Source organism: Cytobacillus citreus (assembly GCF_018343665.1).
GTDB classification, from domain to species: Bacteria; Bacillota; Bacilli; order Bacillales; family Cytobacillaceae; genus Cytobacillus; species Cytobacillus citreus.
This window is the reverse complement of record NZ_JAGYPM010000002.1, coordinates 826,644-846,048: the sequence shown is the minus strand read 5'-3', so window position 1 is coordinate 846,048 and position 19,405 is coordinate 826,644. Positions and strand designations below refer to the sequence as shown.

Here is a 19,405-nt window from a genome sequence, read left to right as displayed (position 1 = left end):
AATCACCTCTTATTTTATTTTTAAAACTAAAGTCAATACATACGTATTTTTATAAACAGCATATAGATTGATGCCTAAAGCAATAGCAGCTGAAATCAAAACGACAAATGCATTGATACTCTCTTGTGTAAACCATTCAAATGAAACACCGATCGTTCCGAAATATAATAAAAGGGCTGTTAGAAAGCCCCTAATTAGTGTAGCCATATCCTTATTCATAATAATCTCGCCTCTTACTGATTAAAATTTATTGCCGTATAAAAAATAGCTACAGCGCCCACGATTGACGCAGTAATAAATGCATTCGTAATCGCCCTCCGTAGCCATTTCGTATCCTCTTTTATTTCCTTTAAATCCGAATTAATTTCACGAATCTCCCGATCATGAATCAGTATCTTATCCTGAAGCTTGCGAATATCCTGCTTCATGTCTTCCACGGATGTTTTAATTGACACTACATCAGTCTTTACAAGATTTATCTCATCCATCCTATACCACCTTTCACAGTATTTTAAATTTAGCGTTGCAAAGATATGCCTCAGAGTATGAATCATCAACTCAAATATATGAGTCGATTTTTTATGGTTTGTTCATTATTTCACCTCCCTCAAGTTTACTTTTTCACCCTGGTCACTGCCAGTAATGTCTTGTTCTTTAACGCCGACAATACCAAAACGGCAAATAAAAAAGCACCTACTCTTAAAAATAAGTAAGTGCTCTTTACATTCAGTTAGTATTTTTTCTACTCTTAGATAGTTTAATTGATTAGTTGTCTAGTACTAAGGGATAATTTTCTGCATCGCCTTGACCTCATTTTACATTGCTGATTTATCTAGTTTCAACTCATGCAAAAAATGACAATTTTGGTATATATGGTCGATCATTTCGTTTTTTATGCTACGTACCTTTTCTCTTGAAACGCCTAAATGAGCAGCAATTGCTCGATAACTCATTCCTTCCATCATACAATCTATTAATATAAGCTCTTGATCATCTACTAAATAAAGCTCTGCAATCTTTTCAATTGCAAACACTTTTACTCTATACAAATTTAATCGTTTATATAATCGCTTCTCTCTTAAATCTAATGCTTCTAATTCAGCAGCACTCTTCAGTGGACTTCCTTTTGGCAATGCTGCTTCTATTCCATACTGTGCAGCTCCTAAACTTTTTATGGGGACAGAGAATCCAAAAATAATTTTTTCTAACCGGCTCACCTCTTTCCGTAACCAATGATAATCATAAATTAGTTTTTCGATTTCATCATGACTCATCAGTAGACCTCCTTTTGATAATTTATTTATCCAAAAAGGTAAAAAAATTACCTTTTACGTTGACTAGATAATTTATTATTCCTATAATTAATTATTGGATAATAAAATTATCTTTTTAATTTAAATAGATAAAAGTAGTTGCTCATTTCCATATATTGAGTTTTTCCATTAAGTAATATGATTATATTGGATAATTATATTATCCGTCAATCCTAAATGGATAAAATATTTTTCATTCGAGGTGGGACAATGATGACTCTTGGACAAAGTCTAAAAAGTCTTCGCAATAAAAAAGGGTTGAGTCAATATGAGGTTGCTGACAAATTGGGTATAAAAAGAGGACGCTATAACTCTTGGGAGAATGATATAGCGAAACCACGTTTTGATATGCTAGATAAAATTTGTGATTTTTTCAATATTCCAATGAGTGAACTGATCGGACAATCTGAAGATAAAATGTATGTTTCTCCTAATTCCTCTCCACTATCTGAAAAAGACGAGAAAGACATTGCAAAACGAATGGAAAAAATAAAAAATGACTTAACAAATGAAGACGGCTTAAGTTTCAATGGAGAGCCTATGAGCCCAGAGGCCATTGAATCACTTTTAGAGGCAATGGAATATGCTGTTCGCCAAACACAACGGATAAACAAAAAATACGTTCCTCATAAATACAGAAAAGAGAATAAGTAGGGATGCGAGGCGATATCATTGGGATGGATCAAAAAATCAGTGAATGAAATAAAGAAAAAGCACAAAACTTCTGACCCATTCGAAATTGCATCTTTAAAGAATATACACATTATTCCTTGGAACTTACATGAAGAAATTTTGGGCTTTTATAAATATGATAAAAGAAATAAGTATATTTTCATTAATAACAATCTAGACAACGAAATGAAGAAATATATATGTGCCCATGAATTAGGACACGCGATCCTGCATCCAAGAGTGAATACACCTTTCTTAAGAAAAAATACTCTTTTCTCATTAGAAAAGATTGAAGTTGAGGCAGATATCTTTGCTGTTGAAATATTAATCCCTGACGAGCTTTTGTATGAAAATATAAGCAATACCACTACCATTTACGATGCTTCTGCTGCCTACGGTGTACCATCAGAGCTCATGCATTTGAAAAAGTATTAAATATTTCAATGGAACAACTTTTTACGTTAATTAAATTTGCAAAAAAAAAAGGTACTAAGCAATAAAGAAATACCGTACGACTTTTTCGTACGGTATTTCTTTAAAATGGTTTAATGTTTAATTTAATATCTGTTCCTTTTTATTCCTTAATGCTTCAGGAATATAGACACAGAACGGTTCACTTTCTAAATAATCACCAGTTACTGCATAAGCTCTTGAACGAGAACCACCACAGACAAAGCGATACTCACAAACTCCGCACTTTCCTTTATAGTTATTCGGATCACGTAATTCTTTAAATATTTTGGACTCTCGGTAAATCTCTTTTAATGGTGTTTCTTTAATATTTCCAGCTTTAATTGGAAGGAGCCCACTTGGGTACACATCACCTTTATGTGAAACGAAAGCAAAGCCATTTCCATCATTCACACCTCGAGGAGCACGTTTTAAGCCATCCACCATAAATGCCATGTCTTTTGTAATTGTATCCTCGTAGCGAATATTTTCTTTGCTTAAAGCCTTTTCACGAACCTTTTCTTGCAGAACTACTCGACGATAATGCTGAGAAGCAGTTGTTTTAATATCATAAGGAGATGTTTTGCTTAATTGATACAGCCAGCGGAAAACTCTTTCATGCTCAGCAGGTGTAATACAATCCTTCATTTGTCCTCTTCCAGTCGGAACAAGTGTGAATACATACCACACAACCGCCTTTAGTTCCTTCACCAACTCTGCCATTTCTTCAAGATGATCATAATTGTAACGATTAATGACTGTATTGATTTGATGAGACATATTCAGTTCGTTTAAATACTGAATCTTTTCAACTGTCAAATCAAATGAACCTGGAGTTCCGCGAAAGAAATCATGAATTTCAGGTGTTGGACCATCGAGGCTAAATCCCCATCTTGATAATCCTACTTCTTTAGCCATGAACATTTTTTCCTTAGTCACATTAGGAGTAGCACTTGGAGTCATCGAAACTCGCATCCCTTTTTTCACTGCATAGTCAGCAAGCTTATAGAGATCCTCCCTCTTCATGTGATAACTCATCAGGATGTGGTGTTGTTTGCGCCTCAGCTCTACAATGTACGCACTTTAGCTGACACGCTCTCGTCGTTTCCCAAATGACGATAAATGGATTTTCATTATAGTCAATAATTGGATGCATTTTTATCACCATACTTTATTTAATAATTACTATTAAATACCTATACAAGTAATATAATGCATCTTAATTGAACTTTTAATAGAGTTCACTAATTCTACTCACATACCTTTGTACGGTGAAAATAATAAAAATCCGAAATTTCGGCTTGTAGTGTTGATGATTCCTTTACATTTTGTATCTTAGCGAAACTTATTGTTTAATTTGTTTCATATTTTTATCGAAAAGCTACACACACAATAATTAAGTTGAAGAAGATTTATTTTGTTTTTCAATGATTAAATAAACATTTTGCACAGCTTATTTTTAAATCCATCCTTTATTTTTAGCCCTCTCAATAGCCTGCTGTCTCGTCGTTACTTCAAGCTTTTGGATGGCAGAAGACAAATAGTTTCTTACAGTACCATCTGTTAGAAACAAGGCTTTGACAATTTCTCTCGTCGTCATCCCTTCCTTTGCAAGACGGAGTACTTCCATTTCCCGCTCTGTTAATGGATTTTCCTCTTTTAAGAATAGAGCTGCCGCTAAATCCGTACTTAGTACGCGTTCACCCTTTATTACTTTTCGAATGGCCTCAATTAAAAAATCAATTGGCTCATCCTTTAATAGATAGCCATCTACCTTCGCGTCGATTGCTTTTTGTAAATAGCCTGGGCGAGCAAATGTCGTTACAATGATTACCCTAGTCTTCGAATTCTTAACTTGTTTAAGTTTCTCTGCAATTTCAAGTCCTGACATAAAAGGAATTTCAATATCTAATAGACACACATCTGGCTGATACTTCTCTATGGAATCCCATGCTGCCCTGCCGTCTGCTGCTTCCGCTACGACTTCAATATCATCTTCCAGTTTTAATAATGAAGTCAATGCCCCACGAAGCATTTTCTGATCTTCAGCGATCACAACTCTAATCACTTAATTTTCTCCTCCCATTTAAATGAATTGGAGCCTTTAACGTGATCGTACTGCCACTTTGAGGATTTCCACTAACTTCAACCTCCCCTTGAAGCATTTCCAGCCGCTCCTTCATTGATTGTATCCCATTTCCTCTTCCTTCCCGTACTTGCCCATTTCCTCTTCCTTCCCGTACTTGCCCATTTCCTCTTCCTTCCCGTACTTGCCCATTCCCATCATCCTTAACTCGAATATAGTAGAGGCCATTTTCACGATATTGTGTAAGGGTACAATACTTAGCCTTACTATGTTTTACAATATTCGTAATGGCCTCACGAACAGAAAGTGCCAGCATTGTTTCAGATACATTCGATAATAAAGGCATCTGCTCCTGCTTCTTATGAATCATCATAATGCCAGCTGTTTGTAAAATTTTTTGTGATTGTTCGATTTCTTCTTCAAGTGAGACAAATTTCATATCTGAAACGAGCTCCCGCACTTGCTTTAACGCAAAGCGTGAAGTATTTAATATATCATCTAACTCCTGCTTCGCCTTGTTTTCATCTTTTTCAATTAACCTCTTCGTTAACTCGCTTTTTAGTTTAATCATTGTTAATGTTTGCCCGAGTGTATCATGTAAATCCCTGGAAATTCGCTGTCTCTCCTTCTCCAAAGTAAGCTGAGCGTTTGCCACATCAAGTTCTTCTTGGAGAACATTCGCCTTTTCTCTTATAAAAATAACGATTGGCATTAGCATTTGTACAATCATAAAAGGAAAATGAAGCGTTTTAACAAACGAGAACGGACTCCCTTCAGTTATGAAGCTGACTAAAACATGCATTGCTGCAATTCCTATTATCCCAATCGCGATATATACCTTCCGCCTTGCTCTTCCCAGCAAATCCGCGAAAATAAATCCGTAAAGTAAAATCCATTTATCTACATAAACAGCTAATAGCACAAGAACCATACAGCCAACGACACTAGTAGCCGGAAGCCGCCAATCCCTGTGCCATAAACAGACGTAGAAGCAAAATAAATACAAAACGACTAATAGAAGCAGCCATGGAAGCCCCATAACTCCGTCCGTAATGCTAACTTGATAAATTAAAAATACAATGGCAATCACATCGATCAGCAAATATTTTTGAATCTGATCAGTAGGATAAAGCTTTTTTAGCATCACGATGAACCCCTTTTTCAAAAGAAAGTATTCCAAAAGTGCTTGCGCTTTTCTTACTTCCTGATCATTATTTATTCCCTACTAATCTAGAAGTATATCTCCTTGCTGCTTCCATTGGACCGAACTGATTATGCTTTAGCCAAAAATTCGCAAATACGATCTGGAATGCACTAATGGCTAGCCAAATAAGAACAATCGTTACGGAATCTACTTTGCCACCAAGTCCAAAACCCCAGCCATAAAAAATGATTGTCGAGATAAAATTTTGAAACACATAACAGCTGAGTGACATCTTTCCAACATTTTCAAACTTACTCCAAAGCCAAAACTCTTGAGTTTTCTCTACTATTTTAGCAATAAATGCTAAATAACCTAAAGATAATATTGGTGCAAATAGGTAGCGGACAGGAAAATCAAAGATGCCCCCTGGCACAAAGATTAGCAAGTTTAATGGAATACCCACGAATAAACCTAATTTAAACAATTTTTCCCGCTGTTTCTTACCGTTTTCATCTGGAGAAAAAACTCCCGATCTCATTAGACGAATACCGAGTAAAAAGAGAAATATATTCATAGGGATCACAAAAATGACCTCTGTCCGCAATAGTACAAAATTCAATAAACGATATTGTACCTGCTCAATCCAGCTTCCATTTTGATAAAGTAATACAACCTCTTTCATATCACCTAATGATAGATTCACACCTGAGAAGCCAAGAACAATTCCTAGCACTAAAAGCAAGAGCATGAATCCGCCATGAAGTCCGCCAATAATCTTCATCACTCTTGCCATAGCGCGATCTCCGCCTTTTACAATAAAGGAAACAATGATCGCCGTTACCCCATAGCTCATTAATATATCGTATTCCATGACAAGGGTGAAATGAATAAAGCCCTCCATCATTAAGATAAAGGAAGTCCATAAATAAACCCCTGGCCAAGCATTCCCTTTTCTTAGCGCTTGCTGATACTTTAATTCAAGCCCCACTCCAAACATGATTGTTAATAAACCAAGCATCTTTCCATTCACTAAGAATAATACAATAATCCTGATGAAATCTTGAAACGACTCCCACCACGCATAATGATCATAAGTGAAGATATAGGACAGATCCCCTAAGTGAGCAAATATCCAAATATTTGTACCAAGTGTCCCTAAGACGGCAAATCCTCTTAAAATATCCAGCAAGCGAATTCGATCGTTGTTTCCTTTCATATAATATCCATTCCCTTTCCATATGAGATACCTTTATTCTAGCGTTGGAAATAAACGACCGATATTCACACTTATCAGCAGTTTTTTATGACAGGTGTCATATGATGAAAAACGACTTTTCGGCTTTCTTTGTAACTGTTTTTTCGGTTTTTTTGATTTTATGGTATCATTGGGGCTTTCTATGTGACCGCTTCCTCGACTTTATTGCTTTTACGGTATCATTGGGGCTCTCTATGTGACCGCTTCCTCGACTTTATTGCTTTTACGGTATCATTGGGGCTCTCTATGTGACCGCTTCCTCGACTTTATTGCTTTTACGGTATCATTGGGGCTTTCTATGTGACCGCTTCCTCGACTTTTTTGGATTTACGGTATCATTGGGGCTTTCTATGTGACCGCTTCCTCGACTTTTTTGGATTTACGGTATCATTGGGGCTCTATGTGACCGCTTCCTCGACTTTATTGCTTTTACCGTATCATTGGGGGCTTTCTATGTGACCGTTATTTCTCTTTTTATTAATTCACGATAACATTGGGACTTTCATCAAATATCAACATTTTTATTTAACAAAGCATTGGAAAAAAACCGGACCTGCTCCTTATAAGCAAGTCCGGTTTAGGTAATGTTCCTTAGTTTCATCAGTATTATAGTCGAAAATTTGTGAATCCACTTATTCAGTCAATACCTCTAGCTGATGATAAAGCACCTCACGCTCCGCTTCCAGTTTTTCTTTTTCATGGTATAGCTTCTGCAATTCTTGCAAATCTTGTTGCTCGTTAAGTCGATTCTCAATGGAGAATAAATTCGATTCAACCTCTGCTATCCTGGCTTCTAACCGAGCAAAATCAAGCCTTGGTCTATCTTTACTCTCTTTTTTCTGGACTTTAATCTTCTCTTTTTCAACAGATTGAGGTGGCATTTTTCTCTGCTGAACCTGCTGCAGCCTTCCTTTTGCCCAATCATAATTTCCATCAAAGGAATGCACTTGCTTCGAGTCAATCCAATAGATTTTTTCGAATAATCGATTTAGGAAATAACGATCATGGGAAACAGCAATAATGGTGCCATTATAATCCTCAAGCACTTCCTCCAGTACTTCCCTTGATTCAATATCCAAATGATTCGTTGGTTCATCTAAAATTAATAGGTTCATATCCTGATGCATGAGCTGAGCCAAGCGAAGCCGCATTCGCTCTCCCCCGCTCAGCTGTGAAACCTTTCGAAAAACCATATAGCCGTAAAATAAAAACCTTGCCAGAATATGTCTAGCTTCTCCTTCTGTTACCTTCACTTCATTCCGAAAAGCTTCAATAACGGTTTCTTCTTCAGCATCTGAAAAAATATGCTGGGTAAGGTAGCCGATTTTCACATTGCTCCCAAGCCTCACTTCCCCTTCATTAGCTCGGATTTGTTGAAGAAGGATTTTTAACAGTGTCGACTTGCCAGAACCATTCTCCCCGACGATTGCAACACGCTGCTGATACGTAACATGCATGTTAACAGAATGGAATAAATGTTGATCACCAAAAGCCATAGATACTCCCTTTAAAATGGCGACATCTTTGCCGCTGCGATCAGTTGATTCCATTTCTAGTCCCATTTTCTTGCGATTCAAATTTGGTCGGCTTAGTTTTTCCATTCTTTCCAACGCTCTTTCCATGTTCCGTGCTCGTTTGTGCAGTCCTTCATTCGGTGGATTTGCGCGATTGGCCCATTCTCTGAGGCGTTTGATTGCTTCTTTCATTTTTTTAATTTTCTTCTGCTGTTCTTCATAAGCCTGAAACTCACGAAGCAATCTTTCTTCTTTTTCCTTCACAAATCCTGTAAAGTTCGTTTGATAGTATTGAATTTCTCCATCCTCTAAATCGTATATTTTATTAACGACCTCGTCTAAAAAATAGCGATCATGAGAAACAACCACAACCGTGCCGTTATAATCCTTCAAAAATCCCCCGAGCCATTCAACTGCCATTAAATCCAAATGATTGGTCGGTTCATCTAATAATAGAAAGTCAGGGTTCTTCAATAAAATAAGAGCTAAACCTACCTTTGTCTTTTCTCCTCCACTCAAGTGGCCAAATGGCTTTTCTAGAAAATCACTAATTTGCAGCCCATTTACAATCCGTTCGATATTGGCTTCTATTTCATACCCACCTTTTACAGTAAATTGATCTTGAAGATCCCCATACTGTTCAATCAATTTTTGAAGTTGATCCGAAGCCTGCTCTCTTCCCATTTCTCTTTCCAATTGCTTCATTTTTTTATCCATTTCTAAAAGGCTTGAAAACGCTGTTTGTAATACCAATTTTGTAGTCATTTCATTTGAATAGTCTGGAATTTGGGCAAGATACCCGATTTCCGTTCCCTTCTTCCAATGAACCTGCCCAGCGTCTGGATCTTCCGCTCCCGCCAATAATCGAAATAAGGTCGTTTTTCCACTGCCGTTTCGCCCGACTAATCCAACTCGATCCTTTTCATGAATTTCAAATGAGATATTTTCAAAAATTAAGTTTCCACCGTACATTTTTCCAATATGATTAACGCTGCATGCGATCATTTTTTTCCTCCTTATATGTCAACATGACTAATTCAATTTTTAAAAATAAAAATAGCCATAGGAAGACACTTCTTCCCATGGCTTGCACGAATGAATAATTATGATGCCAATTCAGTGGATTAGGTGTTTACTTCCACTGCAAATTGTAATCACATTATTCTCCAATAAAAAAGGAGAGCATGATAAGCCCTCCTACATCCGTACATATAAAATGTGGGTTAGAGATGAGTTCACTGCTTGATTTTTGCTATGAAATTGCTAAAAAAGGGCATACTTATCCCGTTAACAGCGATTCCAGCAAAAATCGCACGGTAAATGTAAATGAATTCCATCCAAAATCCGCGCATTAAAACAGTTTGACTCATCACTTCCCCACCTCCATTTCCTAATAATTATTAATATTTTAATATGTTCAAAATTAATTTTCAAGTAAAAATACACATTTGTATGTAATGGGGTAGCACCAGGGTCCTACCACTTGCCCATCAAGCTAAGATTATATAAGTTTAATTTCACGTGAGATTTTTTCTTTTTTCTAAAGATCCAGTGTAAGTTCTTTAAAGATTTGCATACCAAATAAACCCTATCGGGCTTCATTTTTTTGGATTATGCTACATGTTCGTGAGACATAGAAAGGTTGTATACAAAGACTGTTTTCTTCTCATACCTATGGGATTTTAGCCCATTTCTCTGTAGAAGATTGAACAAACGAAGTAGTATCTTTGATATCACTTGGGTGTCTTTTTGTAAAGTTTGATAAAAAAGTGGAAAATAATCTTTGATGGTATAAATCGCTTTATATTCACTCAACTCTCGTTTCTTCTTAGTGAGGAGTAATTGGCGCATTTGAAACATAGTGGAGGAACAAAGGAGGATACTAATTAACTGTCCGTATAAATGACACTCTAATCGTTCTAATTTTACAGAATTACAGTGATGAATACGAAAAAATGATTTCCATGTTTTAAATAAAAGTTCAATTTGCCACCGTAAAGAGAAAAAATCGTATACTTGTTCTTTTGGTAGGTATTCCGAAGGGATATTTGTAATGTAAAAGTTAATCGCACTAAGCCGTTTACTACGTTCTTTATAGGTAATGATGCTAGACTAAAAAGTAGACACAGATTGTTATAATAAAATAAACAACAATAATGGGGTGTCTACATGACCAAAGGTACTGGTAAACGTTATGATGAAACATTCAAAAAAGAAACAGTGAAGTATATTCTTGAGAACAATAAACCAGTCGCACAAGTGGCGAGAGAAACTGGAATCAATACAAATACTTTACATGGATGGGTCAAGAAATATGGTGAACAGCCCGAGGTAAAGGCTGTACAAACATTTTCATCTCCAGAAGCCGAACTAAAAGCATTACAAAAACAATTGCGTGATCTGGAGGAGGAAAACGAAATTTTAAAAAAGGCGATGCACTACTTCGCGAAAAGCCCTCGGTAAAGTATGATTTTATTCATCATCATCACTCCCAATACCGAGTGGAGAAGATGTGCAAAGTCCTGGGAGTTTCTAAAAGCGGCTATTTCAAATGGATAAAACGACCAAAGAGTAGCCGACAGAAAAAGCATGAGGAACTGTCTCAACAGGTCTTGAAAACTCACATTGAATTCAAGCAACGCTATGGAAGCATAAAAATTACAAAAATGCTAAACAAGCGAGGAATAAAAGTAAGCCAGCGTACAGTTTCACGCATCATGACAAAGAATAATTGGAAATCTTGCACAACCAAAAAATATAAAGCTACGACCAATTCCAAGCACCATCATCCAATAAGTGAAAATGTGTTAAATAGACAATTTAAGGCGGACAAGCCCAACCAGTCGTGGGTTACAGATATTACGTACATCCCGACAAATGAGGGGTGGCTTTATTTGGCAAGTGTCATGGATTTGTATTCCCGCAAAATTGTCGGATGGTCTATGGATAAAACGATGACAAAGGAGCTAGTGATGAATGCTTTAAAAATGGCGTACCATCGCCAGAAGCCTGGTAATGGGCTTATTCATCACTCCGATCGTGGCGTCCAGTATGCATCAACTGAATATCAGAAACTATTAAAACAATATCAGATGATTGGCAGCATGAGCCGCAAAGGAAACTGTTACGACAACGCTTGTATCGAGTCCTTTCACGGTATTCTTAAACGTGAACTCGTTTATCAAACTAGATACAGAACAAGAAATGAAGCCAGAAAATCGATCTTTGAATATATCGAATTCTTCTATAATTCAAAGCGAATTCATTCAACTCTTGACTATCACACACCTAATGAATTTGAGAAAATGTATGTTCAAACAGTGGCATAAAATTTTCCTGCACAAAAAAGTTTAAAAATGGTTTTCTTTTAAACTTTTTTGTGCAGGCCACCAAGCGATAGCGCGGTAGAAAATCTGTGTCTATTTTCTTGACATAGTATCATAATTTGCTTCTTATGTTCTTTAGATGCTAAATCCTTTTGTCTACGTTTCATTTGCGTTTCAGTTAATTTATACAGAATTAGTCTTGCCGGAAGCTTTTGATACATTCCAATATAAATCTCAGGAATTTCATATGTTTCACCGGACTGTAATTGGTCAATGAATTGCTCCATATCTAATTGGATGTACTCAGAGCGCTTTTTTATTGTTCCATTTTGAAAGTATTCAGGCTCATTATTCTTTTTATATATACATGTATTGAGCTTTAATCTTGAAATAAAATAAGCATTACATTCTTCTATAGTATGGAAGTCTTTTAAGTCGAAGTATCCTAAATCACGTATACATACATCGTTCGGTTGAAGAGACGTTAAACAAGTAGAACCATACGTTTTATCATTGTGCTTTCCTGATCCTACGTAAACATGTAGAAACTGACCACTTAGTAAATCATACTCTAGTTGAATTTTTACGCCAGCATGGAATCTGAAAATGTGTAGAATCCAATACACGAATACAACGAAAATAGTTTGTATATAAAGTTGGAATCTTGCTAGAAGAACAAAATTGTTGGTGAAGTAAATACGCTAAGAGTTGTTGTAAAAACTGCACAGCCTGAGAATTAAAGCGTTGATTGAGTCCTTCTGGACTCATAGAAATACCTGTATTAGCTTCTAATCGACTACATAGTTGTGTCAATGAAGTATGAGCTATGTTTTGACTTAGCCAAACACATAGAGCCACTAAATCTTGTGCACGATATTTACTTCTTCGTTGGACAAATCCCATTTTTCTAGCTAATTGCTCTAAAGCATATGGTGACATATATCGTTGCAATTCTTTAGAAAACAATTCTAGTTCATCAGAAATCGATAAATTCATACCAAAAACGCCATCCTTTCAGTATATTTCTACAAAAAGAATAGCATTTTTTTTCATTTTATGAATACAATTTCGCTTTAGCTTGATGGGTATGGGGCGGTACGCTTAAAAGTAATGATTAGGTTGATTGAGAGCGTGGGCAATTTCTTTTATCCCCGTTTCAATTTTTGGGTTATCAACATTTGAAACATTTAGTTTTAAAATTCGTTCACGGTAAAATCCATTCAAGAAATTGTGATCAGCTGTAGCCAAATAAATATGTTGCTGTGCCAAATGCTGTATTAGCCTATTAACATTAACTTCCCTTGGCAATTCGATATGACTATGCATACATATTTCTGTAGTTGCTTTATATTTTGACAAATATGTTTTGATCGATTGCTGAAGCGTATTAGCACGCATTGTATATATTTCACTAACTTTCTTTTTGTAACGCTCAAACATACCACTTTTCAAATATAGTTCCAGCGCAGCCTGTGAAATCATAGCGCTATCAATATCAGTAGTGTTTTTATATTGCTGAAAAGTATCAATAAATGCATTTGGTAAAATAGCTAGTCCAATACGTAAGCCAGGAAACATAATTTTAGAGAAGCTTTTCAAATAGATCACATGCTCCTCTGTATCATCTGTGAATAATGGATCAGTCTTTGTATTTTGATCAAAATCCGCTAAATAATCATCTTCAACGATATAAACATCATATTTATAGGCAAGCTTACGGATGTCATCCTTCTCTTTTTTACTAAAGGAAGTGCCCAGAGGATTCTGGAGCCGTGGCATTGTATAAAAAAACTTAATGTCATATTTTTTAAAAATGCTTTCTAATTCTGCCAGATCAATTCCCTCCATAGTTCTTTTGATGCCCTTTACTGGTAGTTGGTATGTTTTTAAATAATCCATGTATAGATGGTAGCTAGGTTGTTCTACTAGAATGGTTGTCCGATTATTTGGAAATGGCATAACACTTAGCAAAAACAAAGACTGCTGAACGCCAGAAGTAATAAAAATATTATCTTCATTTGTAAATATTTGATACGTTTCTAACAATTTTTTTACCTCTGTAATTAACGAAGGTAAACCTCTTGCTGTACCGTATCGAAATAAGTCTGCTTGATATGTGTCAATAGCTTTATTGATACAATGCTGAAAATCTTTATACGGAAATGCGTGCCAACTAGGTGATGATGTCGCAAAATCTATACAATTGTTTACCTGTGGTTTATAGGGAAGTTGATGGTCAACCACGTAATAACCACTTTTGGGTAGGGCATATATAAGATGCTGATCTTCCAGTTTTTTCAAAGCTGTCATAACGGTGCTTTTATTACATGAAAATGCTTGAGATAAATTACGGATAGAAGGGAGCTTTGCACCAGCCTGTAGGGTACCAGTTTGTATTTTGTTCATTAATTTAGAATAGATTAACTCGTATTTAAGCATATACATCCTCCTGCACATCTATACCGGTACAGATGTGTATTTTTTATATCGTACAAATCCGTAATTTTTACTATGATAACTTTACCAGCTGGAATAAAGAGAAGGAGTTTAACCATATGACTGCAAAAAGAAAAGCATATTTGGCAGCGATTATTTATGCTTTCATTATTGGACTTTCATTTATGTTTGTCAAAGTTACATTGACTGTGACAAGTCCTATAGATACACTTGCGCATCGATTTACCGTTGCATTTATTGGCATCATCATTTTACTAGTTGTTACGAAAAATAAAGTAATAATAAAAAAACATGATGTACTGCAAATTTTACCATTAGCATTATTATACCCAATAGCTTTTTTTACTTTTCAGGTGCTTGGGCTTGCTAAAATTTCCTCGTCAGAAGCAGGGATTATTCAAGCAACAATCCCTATTTTTACATTAGTTCTTGCGATTATGTTTTTAAAGGAAAAAGTGTCACGTGGACAGCTTGTTTTTATTAGTTTATCGGTAATTGGGGTCATATATATGCTATTTATGAATGGGGAAAATGCCAATACAGGAAATCTAATTGGTTGTGGGTTTATTGTACTTTCAGCCCTTGCTGCATCACTATATAATGTTTTTGCAAGAAAGCTTACCAAACAATATCCATTAATGACATTAACATGTGCTATGACAGTATGTGGATTTTTAATTTTTAATGGAATAGCTATTGGAAACCACGTAATAAATGGCACACTAAATCAATTTTTCAAGCCATTTATGAATGTTGATTTTATCATATCAATTTTATATTTAGGTATATTATCATCACTCGGTACGTCTTACTTGTCAAATTATGCTTTATCTAAAATAGAAGCTTCCAAAATGAGTGTTTTTAGTAACTTTTCCACGCTCATCACAATACTTGCAGGCATAATCTTTTTACAGGAAGCCTTTCACTTTTACCACTTTATTGGAGGAATAATCATAATTATCGGTGTCATAGGGACAAACTATTTCGGATATCGGAGGGAATCATAATGAAAAAGTATAGCCTCTTGCTTTTAATCAGTTTTATTTGGGGCTCCCAATTTTTCTTCGTAGCCTTAGTAACGGATGATGTTGGAGCAATTACCTTATCATTGTTAAAAGCTCTTATCGGTGCCATTTGTTTATCCTTCATTAGCTTATTTTTAAAAAAGGAGACTGGCCATACCCATATAAAATTGTATGTTACAATTGCTTTTTTTGAAGTAGTGTTACCCTTTATCCTTATTGCTCAAGGTCAAAAGTATGTATCAAGCAGTATTGCATCCATGCTCATCGCAACGGTACCAATCATCACTTTAGCTCTTTTCGTTATTTTCTTTAAAAAGAAAGTAAGTCAGTTTCAATTTGTTGGCATTTTATTGGGCTTTTTAGGGATGGTCATTCTATCATGGCCGACACAAGCAATGAATGGTTCAGGAACAGTATTAGGGAATGTGCTCATTCTATTGGCTGCCATTAGCTTTGCACTATCATTAATTTTAATGGAAAAATTAGGTGATGGTTCACCAGTAATTCATATGCGAAACGTTTTATGGATCGCTACTATTCTATTACTACCATTGGCCTTTATCTTTGAACGCCCTTTACAAGTAGATGTGAGCATTCTACAAATAACTTCGATTATTACATTAGGTATTTTCCACGCAGGAATTGTTTATATGCTATATAATCTTTTAATTAAAGAGGAGGGTGCTTTATTTGCATCATTTAGTAATTATATTGTTCCTGTAGTAGGTGTATTGTTAGGTTATTTTATTTTAAACGAACCATTATCATTTCAACATTTAATAGGAATTTGTATAATTCTTTGTGCGCTTTTGTTGTCGAATAAACAGGCTTTCAAAAGTGATTAGACAGATGCTAGTCAGACCTCAAAAACAACTTATCTCTTAAATGTTAAGCATTTAAGAGATAAGTTGTTAATATTTGTAGAAGTTACTGAATTCTGTTCCTAAAAATACAGTAACCTTTAGATAATCATATCTAAAGGGGGAAATGCCCCTCATCATGGAAGAAATAGTGGGAAAATCCCTGAAGAAATACTTAAAAAATTAGATCCTAAAATAATGGTTTTTGGTAATTTTATAACTTTATTAGTTCGTTTAAAGCATTTGTATTATTGCTTGTCAAAACGGGAATTAATTCAGTTATTTTTTCTATATCCCAGTCCCACCACTTAAAAGTATTGAGAACATCGATCGTTTTCTCTTCAAATCTATAACGTATTAACTTAGCGGGATTCCCTCCTACAATTGAAAAGGATGGAACATCTTTGGTCACAACAGCATTTGTTGCGATTATAGCACCATCACCTATATTAACCCCAGGCATAATTGTAGCATTATAGCCTATCCACACGTCATTACCTATAACTGTATTACCTTTGAATTTACCACTTAAATTCTCTAAACCGACTTTCCAATCTCCACCAAATGCACCAAAGAGATAGGTTGTAAAAGCATTTGTATTATGATTTGCACCATTCATAATAAATTTGACGTTGGATGCAATAGCACAAAACTTTCCGGTTTTTAGTTTATCCCCATCGCTATCAAGCTAGGGTTTTATTACACCCCCAGAACGAAATTTTTTGGCTTTCTTGTAACGAAAAAGCTTATTTATCGTTTTGGGGTAATTGTTTTTCTTAGCTTGACGGCTATGTGAACGAACCCCTAATAGAAATTACATTTTCAACATCTCCTATTTACAAATCTATAAAAGTAGATATAATTGTTGGTATGGAACCTTCATTAATCTATAAAGCATTATCAAATGATACTAGGAGTCAAATCTTATTATGGCTAAAGAATCCAGAAGAGTTTTTTGACGAAAAGCCTTATTTAGAACAAGGCATTAGTTTTCAAGTTGGCGTATGTGTAGGAGATATCCAGCTCAAAACTGGATTAGCTCAATCAGTTATTTCTAGTTATTTATTAACGATGAAAAAAGCCGGATTATTAGAATCCGAACGAATTGGGAAATGGACGTATTATCGTCGAAATGAAAAAATAATACAAGAATTTTCCGATTACGTCCAAAACAAATTATAAAGTGAAACTTGAATTAGCGGTTTTTTTCACCTCCCCTGATTATTTACTTTCACGAATTCTGCTTTTACAGGCAGTCTGCTCTCCACCGCACCATTTTTTACGTGGAACTGACTGCCCGTTCATGCAAGACAAATGGAAAGGAGGATTTTTTTCGGAATTTCATATCTATTTATATAGATATCTGTTATTGTATATTTTAATTATCTGTACATAAACAAAATGATGATGACATTTTTAACGAGCTCTCCTCAAAGCAATACGCAACTATTTTTTACGTTAATGAATTAGAACCTATCACTTTCAAAATCAATATAGAAATGGAGACTTTTACAAATGAAAAAAGTAAGCCCTCTACTTATTATTATGCTAGCAGTAGGTGTATTTGGAATTATTACAACTGAGATGAGCATTGTTGGTGTATTACCCCAAATCACTCAAAAATTTGGAATTTCAACTGCTCAAGCCGGATTATTAGTGAGTATATTTGCTCTCACTGTTGCAATTTCCGGACCATTTTTAATCCTGCTCGTATCGGGGATAAATCGTAAAATAGTTTTATTAACATCCATCTCTATCTTTGTAATCTCTAATATAGTTTACGCTTATACAACACAATTTGATGTTATGCTCATTTTCCGTATTCTACCAGCAGCACTTCACCCACTCTTCTTTTCAATCGCTCTTGTAACCGCTGCGAAACTTGTCCCCCCAGAGAAAAGCGGCCAAGCAGTTACAAAAGTTTTTACGGGAATTACTGTTGGATTTGCCTTAGGTGTACCACTGACTTCTTACCTTGCAGAACAGTTTTCATTAGAAGTTGCATTCCTATTTGGAGCGGTTGTAAATGCTCTTGCCTTTATTGGAATATTGATTTTGCTCCCTTCTATGCCCGTCGAAGAAAAAATGTCTTTCGGCAAGCAAGTTCGTATATTGCGTAAACCAACATTATGGTTAAATATCGCAACCGTTACATTTCTTTTTGCAGCCATGTTTTCGGTATATAGTTACTTCGCTGAGTACCTTGCAAAAGTAACGAACATGAATGGCGCTCTCATCAGTATCATGCTATTTATATTTGGTGTCATTATGATTGTAGGGAATCATATATTTGGAACGCTTCTGCAAAAAAGTATCGTACATACCGTCATATGGTTCCCGATTTTATATTCTGTCGTTTATGTATTGGTTTATTATGTAGGCCCTTATCTGATCCCGATGATTTTTATGGTATTCATTTGGGGAATCGTACATTCCGGAGGTCTAATCGTCGGTCAAGCATGGTTAATCAGTGAAGCGAACGAAGCTCCTGAATTTGGTAATAGCTTATTCGTTTCATTCTCTAACCTTGGAATTACTTTAGGAACCTCTATTGGCGGCTGGTTCATTTCCCAATTAGGCATTCACCAGCTTATCTGGAGCGGATTCATATTTACACTGCTTTCATTTTTATTGATCATCATAAAATTAAAATTTTTCAACTCTAGTAACCAAGTGGTGCTACCCCAATAAATAAAAAACCCTCCCTCTTCAAATCTCTCAAAGTAAAGGGAGGATTTTTTTATTATTGAATATGTTAAACTTCCTGGTTGATTTCCGCTGCAGGCACTTGCTTTCCGATCCGATCACAACAAATTTGCATTATCAACACTGAGCTTTAACACAACCTTATTATTAAATAAGACTTACAATCCGCTTCTTCTTCCATGACCATCGATAATACGAGTATTGTAAAGCAAGGGTTACGATGAATGCAGCAGGATAGCCGATCCATATCCCTTTTATTCCAAGTGTAGTGTAGGTTGAAAGCAAGTATGCCACAGGTACTTCAACAAGCCAAATTGGTATAATGCTTAACACAGTTGGCCATAGGACTGTCCCGCTTGCACGCATAGTAGATGTTAGGATATACGAATGCCCAATAATTAAGTAGCTCCAAAGCGTAATCTTTAATAAGCTTTGGGCAATATCAATCGTATCCTTGCTTCTGAAACTCCCATAGCTAAAGCAATGGGGTTCTTGAGCGACTAGCTTGTTTCTTCTATACTCTCCCCTACTTTAATATACAAATAGGGTACAACATACAGACACTACAAAGCGTTTGCTCAAGACTTCTACAGCCAA

Annotated in this window: 17 protein-coding genes and 4 pseudogenes; 7 read left to right on the top strand and 14 right to left on the bottom strand. The window is 35.6% G+C overall.

Annotated elements, in window-relative coordinates; translation table 11 throughout:
* Window positions 1-9: 9 nt before the first annotated feature.
* From KHA94_RS10120 to KHA94_RS10110, 3 genes are all read right to left on the bottom strand, one after another.
* Window positions 10-219, bottom strand: a complete 210-nt coding sequence (locus KHA94_RS10120) for a phage holin (RefSeq protein WP_213101976.1) — start codon at window positions 217-219, stop codon at window positions 10-12.
* Between the two features lie 14 nt (window positions 220-233).
* Complete coding sequence (locus KHA94_RS10115; RefSeq protein WP_213101975.1) at window positions 234-488, bottom strand: hemolysin XhlA family protein; 255 nt, start codon at window positions 486-488, stop codon at window positions 234-236.
* 327 nt (window positions 489-815) lie between these two features.
* The gene (locus KHA94_RS10110; protein WP_213101974.1) at window positions 816-1,274 is read right to left on the bottom strand and encodes a helix-turn-helix domain-containing protein; all 459 of its coding nucleotides are present in this window, start codon (window positions 1,272-1,274) and stop codon (window positions 816-818) included.
* Window positions 1,275-1,523: 249 nt separating this feature from the next.
* Between KHA94_RS10110 and KHA94_RS10105 the strand changes: the two genes are divergently transcribed.
* Both KHA94_RS10105 and KHA94_RS10100 read left to right on the top strand, forming a co-directional pair.
* Window positions 1,524-1,967 (top strand): helix-turn-helix domain-containing protein, encoded by a 444-nt coding sequence (locus KHA94_RS10105; RefSeq protein ID WP_249365421.1) that lies wholly within the window; start codon window positions 1,524-1,526, stop codon window positions 1,965-1,967.
* An 18-nt stretch (window positions 1,968-1,985) separates the two neighbouring features.
* Window positions 1,986-2,420, top strand: a complete 435-nt coding sequence (locus tag KHA94_RS10100) for an ImmA/IrrE family metallo-endopeptidase (protein ID WP_213101973.1) — start codon at window positions 1,986-1,988, stop codon at window positions 2,418-2,420.
* A 117-nt stretch (window positions 2,421-2,537) separates the two neighbouring features.
* Here the strand turns inward: KHA94_RS10100 and KHA94_RS10095 are convergent.
* The 7 genes and pseudogenes from KHA94_RS10095 to KHA94_RS10070 form a co-directional block, all read right to left on the bottom strand.
* A pseudogene (locus tag KHA94_RS10095) lies at window positions 2,538-3,591 on the bottom strand (radical SAM protein).
* 303 nt (window positions 3,592-3,894) lie between these two features.
* The gene (locus tag KHA94_RS10090; protein WP_213101972.1) at window positions 3,895-4,503 is read right to left on the bottom strand and encodes a response regulator; all 609 of its coding nucleotides are present in this window, start codon (window positions 4,501-4,503) and stop codon (window positions 3,895-3,897) included.
* Window positions 4,496-5,665 carry a sensor histidine kinase gene (locus KHA94_RS10085; protein WP_213101971.1) on the bottom strand — a complete coding sequence of 390 codons (1,170 nt, stop codon included), beginning with the start codon at window positions 5,663-5,665 and terminating at the stop codon, window positions 4,496-4,498. Before KHA94_RS10085 ends, KHA94_RS10090 begins: the two co-directional genes overlap by 8 nt.
* 67 nt (window positions 5,666-5,732) lie before the next feature.
* Window positions 5,733-6,881 (bottom strand): DUF418 domain-containing protein, encoded by a 1,149-nt coding sequence (locus KHA94_RS10080; protein WP_213101970.1) that lies wholly within the window; start codon window positions 6,879-6,881, stop codon window positions 5,733-5,735.
* A gap of 671 nt (window positions 6,882-7,552) precedes the next feature.
* On the bottom strand, window positions 7,553-9,439 hold the full coding sequence (gene abc-f / locus KHA94_RS10075; RefSeq protein ID WP_213101969.1) for a ribosomal protection-like ABC-F family protein: 1,887 nt from the start codon (window positions 9,437-9,439) through the stop codon (window positions 7,553-7,555).
* 230 nt (window positions 9,440-9,669) lie between these two features.
* A complete protein-coding gene (locus tag KHA94_RS26265; RefSeq protein WP_275950879.1) occupies window positions 9,670-9,804 on the bottom strand; it encodes an RAxF-45 family protein in 135 nt (44 codons plus the stop codon).
* Window positions 9,805-10,045: 241 nt separating this feature from the next.
* Window positions 10,046-10,537: pseudogene (locus tag KHA94_RS10070) on the bottom strand (transposase); the annotation flags it as partial.
* Window positions 10,538-10,603: 66 nt separating this feature from the next.
* Here KHA94_RS10070 and KHA94_RS10065 point away from each other — a divergent pair.
* Window positions 10,604-11,763 (top strand): IS3 family transposase gene (locus KHA94_RS10065; RefSeq protein ID WP_249365325.1). Its coding sequence is split into 2 segments (ribosomal slippage): window positions 10,604-10,865 and window positions 10,865-11,763, totalling 1,161 coding nucleotides; the frame shifts between segments, so codons are not numbered across the junction.
* A gap of 113 nt (window positions 11,764-11,876) precedes the next feature.
* Here KHA94_RS10065 and KHA94_RS10060 read toward each other — a convergent pair.
* Both KHA94_RS10060 and KHA94_RS10055 read right to left on the bottom strand, forming a co-directional pair.
* A pseudogene (locus KHA94_RS10060) lies at window positions 11,877-12,756 on the bottom strand (IS4 family transposase); the annotation flags it as partial.
* A gap of 105 nt (window positions 12,757-12,861) precedes the next feature.
* On the bottom strand, window positions 12,862-14,199 hold the full coding sequence (locus tag KHA94_RS10055) for an aminotransferase-like domain-containing protein (protein WP_213101968.1): 1,338 nt from the start codon (window positions 14,197-14,199) through the stop codon (window positions 12,862-12,864).
* Between the two features lie 116 nt (window positions 14,200-14,315).
* Between KHA94_RS10055 and KHA94_RS10050 the strand changes: the two genes are divergently transcribed.
* A complete protein-coding gene (locus KHA94_RS10050) occupies window positions 14,316-15,224 on the top strand; it encodes a DMT family transporter (protein WP_213101967.1) in 909 nt (302 codons plus the stop codon).
* Window positions 15,224-16,087 carry a DMT family transporter gene (locus tag KHA94_RS10045; protein WP_213101966.1) on the top strand — a complete coding sequence of 288 codons (864 nt, stop codon included), beginning with the start codon at window positions 15,224-15,226 and terminating at the stop codon, window positions 16,085-16,087. Before KHA94_RS10050 ends, KHA94_RS10045 begins: the two co-directional genes overlap by 1 nt.
* 229 nt (window positions 16,088-16,316) lie before the next feature.
* On the opposite strand, the gene KHA94_RS10040 is transcribed toward KHA94_RS10045, so the two are convergent.
* Window positions 16,317-16,721: a CatB-related O-acetyltransferase gene (locus KHA94_RS10040; protein ID WP_275950878.1), complete on the bottom strand. Its 405-nt coding sequence runs from the start codon at window positions 16,719-16,721 to the stop codon at window positions 16,317-16,319.
* Window positions 16,722-16,972: 251 nt separating this feature from the next.
* On the opposite strand from KHA94_RS10040, the gene KHA94_RS10035 reads away from it, so the two are divergent.
* Together KHA94_RS10035 and KHA94_RS10030 are read left to right on the top strand one after the other, a co-directional pair.
* Window positions 16,973-17,284, top strand: a complete 312-nt coding sequence (locus KHA94_RS10035; protein ID WP_213102274.1) for an ArsR/SmtB family transcription factor — start codon at window positions 16,973-16,975, stop codon at window positions 17,282-17,284.
* Window positions 17,285-17,617: 333 nt separating this feature from the next.
* The gene (locus KHA94_RS10030) at window positions 17,618-18,793 is read left to right on the top strand and encodes an MFS transporter (protein WP_213101965.1); all 1,176 of its coding nucleotides are present in this window, start codon (window positions 17,618-17,620) and stop codon (window positions 18,791-18,793) included.
* A 162-nt stretch (window positions 18,794-18,955) separates the two neighbouring features.
* On the opposite strand, the pseudogene KHA94_RS10025 reads toward KHA94_RS10030, so the two are convergent.
* Window positions 18,956-19,267, bottom strand: a pseudogene (locus KHA94_RS10025) (MATE family efflux transporter); the annotation flags it as partial.
* Window positions 19,268-19,405: the final 138 nt, after the last annotated feature.

Bases quoted from the DNA above. Each gene is read 5' to 3' on its own strand.
- KHA94_RS10120 (WP_213101976.1), bottom strand. From the start codon at position 219: ATGAATAAGGATATGGCTACACTAATTAGGGGCTTTCTAACAGCCCTT.
- KHA94_RS10115 (WP_213101975.1), bottom strand. From the start codon at position 488: ATGGATGAGATAAATCTTGTAAAGACTGATGTAGTGTCAATTAAAACA.
- KHA94_RS10110 (WP_213101974.1), bottom strand. From the start codon at position 1,274: ATGAGTCATGATGAAATCGAAAAACTAATTTATGATTATCATTGGTTA.
- KHA94_RS10105 (WP_249365421.1), top strand. From the start codon at position 1,524: ATGATGACTCTTGGACAAAGTCTAAAAAGTCTTCGCAATAAAAAAGGG.
- KHA94_RS10085 (WP_213101971.1), bottom strand. From the start codon at position 5,665: ATGCTAAAAAAGCTTTATCCTACTGATCAGATTCAAAAATATTTGCTG.
- KHA94_RS10080 (WP_213101970.1), bottom strand. From the start codon at position 6,881: ATGAAAGGAAACAACGATCGAATTCGCTTGCTGGATATTTTAAGAGGA.
- abc-f (WP_213101969.1), bottom strand. From the start codon at position 9,439: ATGATCGCATGCAGCGTTAATCATATTGGAAAAATGTACGGTGGAAAC.
- KHA94_RS26265 (WP_275950879.1), bottom strand. From the start codon at position 9,804: ATGAGTCAAACTGTTTTAATGCGCGGATTTTGGATGGAATTCATTTAC.
- KHA94_RS10055 (WP_213101968.1), bottom strand. From the start codon at position 14,199: ATGCTTAAATACGAGTTAATCTATTCTAAATTAATGAACAAAATACAA.
- KHA94_RS10050 (WP_213101967.1), top strand. From the start codon at position 14,316: ATGACTGCAAAAAGAAAAGCATATTTGGCAGCGATTATTTATGCTTTC.
- KHA94_RS10045 (WP_213101966.1), top strand. From the start codon at position 15,224: ATGAAAAAGTATAGCCTCTTGCTTTTAATCAGTTTTATTTGGGGCTCC.
- KHA94_RS10040 (WP_275950878.1), bottom strand. From the start codon at position 16,721: ATGAATGGTGCAAATCATAATACAAATGCTTTTACAACCTATCTCTTT.
- KHA94_RS10035 (WP_213102274.1), top strand. From the start codon at position 16,973: ATGGAACCTTCATTAATCTATAAAGCATTATCAAATGATACTAGGAGT.
- KHA94_RS10030 (WP_213101965.1), top strand. From the start codon at position 17,618: ATGAAAAAAGTAAGCCCTCTACTTATTATTATGCTAGCAGTAGGTGTA.